Genomic DNA, 6,333 nt, shown 5'->3' on the forward strand with positions numbered 1-6,333 from the left:
TTGCCCTCCATAATAATTATATCTAAGCTCTTTGATGGAAAGTTCTTGAAAGAACTTCTCTCTTTTGTTCATCAGATAGACGATTGAAATGTACTGCATATCCGCTTACTCTTATAGTTAAGTTAGGATATTTTTCAGGATTTTCATAAGCATCCATCAACTTTTCTTTATTTAGAACATTTACATTCAAATGGAATGCCTTTTGTCCAAAATAGCCGTCCATTATTGTAACTAAATTATCTACTTTTGCCTCATTACTCTTTCCAAGTGCATCAGGTACAATTGTAAACGTATTTGAAATTCCGTCTTCGCAAATTTCTTCATATGGAATTTTTGCTACCGAGTTAAGTGAAGCCAATGCTCCGTTTTCATCTCTTCCGTGCATCGGATTAGCTCCCGGTGCAAATGGTTCACCCTTCTTTCTTCCATCAGGTGTTGTACCTGTTTTTTTACCGTACATTACATTTGAAGTTATTGTAAGAATTGAAAGAGTGTGTCTTGCATTTTTATATGTCGGAGTCTTTTTTAATTCAGAACTGAATTTTTTAACTATTGCTACTGCCAAGTCATCCACTCTGTCATCATCATTTCCATACTTAGGGAATTCTCCGACAGTTTCAAAATCAACCGCTAATCCGTTTTCATCTCTAATAGGCTTTACCTTTGCATACTTAATTGCTGAAAGCGAATCTGCCGCTATTGAGAGCCCCGCAACTCCACATGCCATATTAATTCTTATATTCGTATCATGAAGCGCCATTTGACCTGCCTCATAAGCATATTTATCATGCATAAAGTGAATTGTATTTAAAGTATTTATATAAAGAGGTGCCAATTTTTCCATAACACGTTCATAGTTTGCAAATACTTCATCAAAATCCAAAACTTCAGAAGTTATAGGTTCTATTCCGTCAAATACTCTTATCGGATTTCCGTCTTTGTCCTTCTTAATTTCATCTACTCCGCCATTGATAGCATATAAAAGTGATTTTGCAAGATTTGCTCTTGCTCCGAAGAATTGCATCTCTTTTCCGACTTTCATGGCACTTACACAACAAGCTATTGCATAATCATCGCCATATAACGGTCTCATCAACTCATCACTTTCATATTGAATAGAATCTGTTAAAATACTAATTTTTGCACAATATTTCTTAAACGCCTCCGGAAGATTTTCAGACCAAAGTATAGTCATATTCGGTTCCGGTGCAGGATTTAAGTTAATAAGTGTGTGCAAAAATCTGAATGAAGTTTTTGTTACTAAAGGTCTTCCATCTAAACCGATTCCCGCTATTGATTCTGTTATCCAGTTCGGATCTCCACCGAATAATTCATCATAATCAGGAGTTCTAAGATGTCTTACAATTCTCAATTTTATAACGAATTGGTCAATAAGCTCTTGTGCTCCGACTTCATCCAAAATTCCTCTTTCCATATCTCTTTCAATATAAATATCAATGAAGTTTGTATTTCTTCCAAGGCTCATTGCAGCTCCGTTGTTTTCTTTTACCGCTGCAAGATAACCCATATATAAATATTGAACAGCTTCTGTTGCATTTGTAGCAGGTTTAGAAATATCTACTCCATATTTCATCGCCATATCCTTAATTTTTTGAAGAGCTCTTATTTGTTCAGAAACTTCTTCTCTAAGTCTAATAGTTGCCTCAAGCGCATTACCCGTAATATTTTCCTTGTCCTTTTGTTTTTCTTCAATTAATCTGTCTATACCGTAAAGGGCAATTCTTCTATAATCGCCAATTATTCTTCCTCGACCGTAAGCATCGGGAAGACCTGTAAGCAGACCTACTGTTCTTGCCTTTCTTGTTTGAGTTGTATATGCATCAAAAACTCCCTCATTATGAGTTTTTCTAAATTCCTTAAAATATTTTTGAGCAGTTTCATCCATCTTTAGTCCATAAGCATCTAAAGATTCCTGAACCATTCTATATCCTCCATAAGGATTTACAATTCTCTTTAAAGGTTCATCAGTTTGAAGTCCGACTATAACCTCATTATCTTTATCAATATATCCGGCGTCATAAGCATCAATAGCCGAAAATTTAGTTGTATCAGCTTTTCTCTTATTATTTTTTATTTCATCAAGAATAAGTTTATCAACCTTGTCCCATAATTTAGCGGTTTTTTCTGATTTTCCTTCTAAAAAACTTTCATCATTTGTATATGGCTTGTAGTTGTCTTGAATAAAAGCTCTAACATCTATATTTTCTTGCCATTTAGTTCCTTTAAAACCTTCATATGCGTTCATAATATCTTCCTCCTATATGTAATTTGTGAAAAGGTATTCTTAATTTCAAAATAAGTATAGTACAAGATTAAATATAGATATGTGATTCTAATCACAATGAGTTAAAAAGATAACAAATTTTTACACCTTGTAAAAAATATCTGTAATAAAATACAAATATTTTCAGGAAAAAGTTATCTCATATAAAATTTACAATAAATAAATCACATCTGCTATTAAAAAGTAAATAAACTATACTTAAACAGTTTACTTTTGTTTGACTATATGTTAAAATGTTGACGAATTATTTTTAAGAACATAAACAGGGAGGATATTATGAGTAAAATTGTAGTAATAGGAGCAAATCATGCCGGTACTGCATGTATAAACACAATACTTGGAGCAAAAACAAAAGATGAGGTAGTAGTATTTGATAGAAACAACAACATAAGCTTTTTAGGCTGTGGTATGGCATTGTGGATTGGAAACCAAATTCATAGCGGAGACGGTCTTTTCTATTCAAATAAAGAAAAACTTGAAGCAGCAGGTGCAAAAGTAAATATGGAGTCGGAAATAAAATCAATTGACTTTGAAGACAAAAAAGTAAACGCAGTCTTAAAAGACGGAACAACAGTTTCAGAAAGCTATGATAAATTGGTATTAGCTACAGGTTCAATACCTATCGTGCCAAATATTCCGGGAAAAGATTTAGAAAATGTACAACTTGTAAAACTATATCAAAATGCACAAGAAGTAATTGAAAAATTAAAAAATCCTGAAATAAAAAACATTACAGTTGTAGGAGCGGGATATATCGGCGTTGAACTTGCAGAGGCATTTGAAAGACACGGAAAGAATGTTACTTTAATTGATGTTTGTGATACTGTACTTGCATCATACTATGACAAAGAATTTAGCCAAAAGATGCAAGATGTTCTTGTAAATCATGGAATTAAAACTGTTTTTGAAGAAACGGTAATAGAAATAAAAGGTGATGGGAAAGTAGAATCGGTTGTTACAGATAAAGGTGAATATAAATCTGATATGGTAATTCTTTCAATAGGATTTAAACCGAACAACGAACTTGGAAAAGAAAAACTTGAATTATTTAAAAATGGTGCATACCTTGTCAACAAGAAACAAGAGACAAGCATTAAAGATGTTTATGCTATCGGGGATTGTGCAACAGTATATGACAATACCATCGGAGATAGAAACTACATTGCACTTGCAACAAATGCGGTACGTTCCGGAATAGTTGCCGCAAGCAATATCGTAGGAACTGAACTTGAAACAATAGGAGTACAAGGTTCAAACGGAATCTCAATCTACGACTATAAAATGGTATCAACAGGGCTTAGTGTTAAAAAAGCAAATTCTCTCGGAATTGAAGTTGAATATGTCGACTTTAACGACCTGCAAAAACCGGAATTTATTGAAACAGAAAATCCTGAAGTAAAAATCAGAATAGTATATGATAAAAAAACAAGAGTAATACTTGGAGCACAAATTGCATCATACTATGATATGTCCATGGGAATTCATATGTTTTCACTTGCAATACAAGAAAAAACTACAGTAGATAAATTAAAATTACTTGATATTTTCTTTTTACCACACTTCAACAAACCGTACAATTATATAACAATGGCAGCATTAAACGCAAAATAATAAACGACCTATCATCAGGATAAGTCGATACAAACCAACATGCTACCATAATCATAAAAAAAATAAGGTGAATTAATTCACCTTATTTTTTTAATCTTCTTTTTTCTTTTTAAATACATAAACGCCACATATTCCCGCAATAACTGTCGCTATTCCCAAGTATGCCGTTTGATCCATAAATCCTGTCTTAGGAATTTTTTTCTCTTGCGGTACTTCAGGTGGTGTACTTGGTACTTCCGGAGGTGTCTGTGGTATTTCCGGTGGTGTCGGCGGTGTAGGTGGTACTTCAGGTGGTGTGTGCGGTGGTGTATATGGTGGCACTTCAGGTGGTGTCGGCGGTGTCGGCGGTTCATAAGGCGGTCTCCAAGGCTTTCTGGTATTAATTACTACATAACCCTCTTCTGCCGTTCCCGTAATTACACTTACATAACCGTTTCCGATTGCAACTTCCCTAATAGTATACTTTATTTTCTTTCCATCCTTGTATTCATCAAGGTTTGTGAAACTTCCTGTCCAATTGTTGGCTTTGGTTAGAGTTAAAGTTTTTCCGGGTACTTCTACTCCGTCTGCCAATAACTGAATGATTACACTGTCAGGTCTTACTCCGTCCTGGTCATTATTATCTCTCCATACCTTTGTAACTTGTATACTTGTTTTGCCCGGTGTATATGAATTCTTGACATTGTAACCTTTTACTGTTGTGGAGTAGCCTTCTACTTTTTCTTCCGTTATTGTGTAAGTGATTTCTTGTCCGTTTTCATACTTGTCAAGATTTTCAAATTTCCATTTCCAACCGTCTGCTTTTGTTACTTTTTTGGAATCTATTTTTGTTCCGTTCTTTAACAGATTTATGATGATTTCTGTAGGTCTCTTGCCATCTTGATTGTTCGCATCATCCCAAGTCTTTGCACCTTCAATATTTATTTTTTCAGGAGTATGGCTATTTGTAACGTCATAATTGTTAATTTCGGTTTCATAGCCATCTACTTTTTCTTCTTCTATGGAGTACGTTATTAACTTTCCGTTTTCGTACTTGTCAAGGTTCTCAAACTTCCACTTCCACTTATGGTCTGCACCTTCTGTAACCTCTTTCGTTTCCTTAATTACAGCAGCTTCATTACCTACTTTTTTTAACAGCTTAATAATAATTTTGGTTGGACGCTTTCCATCTTGGTTGTTATTATCATTCCAAGTCTTTTCTCCTTCAACCTCTACTTTTTCAGGTTTATGCTTATTTGTTATGTTATAGCCGTTAATCTCGGTTTCATAACCGTCTACAGGCTCTTCTTTTATGGAATATATGATTTCTTTACCATTTTCATATTTTGGTAAATCATTGAATTCATATTTCCACTTACCGTCATCACCCTTTGAAACTTGTTTTGTTTGTACAACTACAGGAGCTCCACCACCAACTTTTTTAAGCAATTTAACTGTAATTGTAGTTGGACGCTTTCCGTCTTGGTCGTTATTATCATCCCAAGTCTTTTCTCCTTCAACCTTTACTTTTTCAGGAGTATGTTTATTTGTGATAATTATATTGCCATGATTTGCATCATCATATGATGTGATATAACCATTTATTTCTCCAACTTCTTTTACAGTGTACTTTATGGTTTTTCCTGCTTTTTTCTCAGGAAGGTCATTCCATGTGTAAGTCCAACCGGTTTCCTTCTTAAGTTCTACTTCATCTCCTACCTTTTTATCATCTCCATACAGCTGCACCTTGATGCTTTCAGGGCGCTTTCCATCCTGGTTATTAGCGTCATCCCAGTTCTTAGTTACTGTTACACTTGTTTTTCCAGGCGTGTAGCTATTCTTGATGTTGTAGCCGGTAATTTCAGTTTTGTATTCAGATACGACATTTTCTGTTACGGTGTACTTTATCTCCTGTCCATTCTCATACTTTGGAAGGTCGGTAAAACTGTACTTCCAGTTATCATCTTTCGTAACCTTAACTTCTTTTATCTTATTTCCGTTTGCAAGAAGATTTACTATGATTTCCTTTGGACGCTTTCCGTCTTGGTCTTCTGCATCATCCCAAGTCTTTTCTCCTTCAACCTTTACTTTTTCAGGAGTATGTTTATTTGTGATAATCACATTTCCCTGACTATCATTACCATATGATGTAGTGTAACCGTCTACTGTTCCGACTTCTTTTACAGTGTAAGCTATAGGTTTTCCTGCAGCATTCTTAGGAAGCTTTTCCCATGTGTAAGTCCAGCTATTTCCGTCGTTAAGTTCTACTGCATCTCCTACCTTTTTATCATCTGCATACAACTGCACCTTGATACTATTCGGACGCTTTCCGTCTTGGTTGTTCGCATCATCCCACTTCTTGGTTACCTTTACACTTGTCTCTTCAGGTGTGTGGTTGTTTGTTACGTTATAGCCGTTTATTTGTGTTGTATAGTCAG

3 protein-coding genes are annotated in these 6,333 nt (G+C 34.8%); 1 reads left to right on the top strand and 2 read right to left on the bottom strand.

Features of this window, described 5'->3' with window-relative positions:
* Nucleotides 1-22 precede the first annotated feature (22 nt).
* The gene (gene pflB, locus M915_RS04975; RefSeq protein WP_036730109.1) at nt 23-2,266 is read right to left on the bottom strand and encodes a formate C-acetyltransferase; all 2,244 of its coding nucleotides are present in this window, start codon (nt 2,264-2,266) and stop codon (nt 23-25) included.
* A 315-nt stretch (nt 2,267-2,581) separates the two neighbouring features.
* On the opposite strand from pflB, the gene nox reads away from it, so the two are divergent.
* Nucleotides 2,582-3,916 (top strand): H2O-forming NADH oxidase, encoded by a 1,335-nt coding sequence (gene nox, locus M915_RS04980; protein WP_036730112.1) that lies wholly within the window; start codon nt 2,582-2,584, stop codon nt 3,914-3,916.
* Between the two features lie 90 nt (nt 3,917-4,006).
* Here nox and M915_RS04985 read toward each other — a convergent pair.
* Nucleotides 4,007-6,333, bottom strand: a 2,327-nt coding sequence (locus tag M915_RS04985) for a Cna B-type domain-containing protein (RefSeq protein WP_036730115.1), incomplete at its 5' end; no start/stop codon positions are given.

The sequence above is a fragment of the Peptoniphilus mikwangii genome (assembly GCF_000468535.1).
In the GTDB taxonomy this organism is placed as follows: domain Bacteria; phylum Bacillota; class Clostridia; order Tissierellales; family Peptoniphilaceae; genus Anaerosphaera; species Anaerosphaera mikwangii.

Excerpts from the sequence above, each read along its gene's own strand:
- pflB (WP_036730109.1), bottom strand. The coding sequence starts at position 2,266 with ATGAACGCATATGAAGGTTTTAAAGGAACTAAATGGCAAGAAAATATA.
- nox (WP_036730112.1), top strand. The coding sequence starts at position 2,582 with ATGAGTAAAATTGTAGTAATAGGAGCAAATCATGCCGGTACTGCATGT.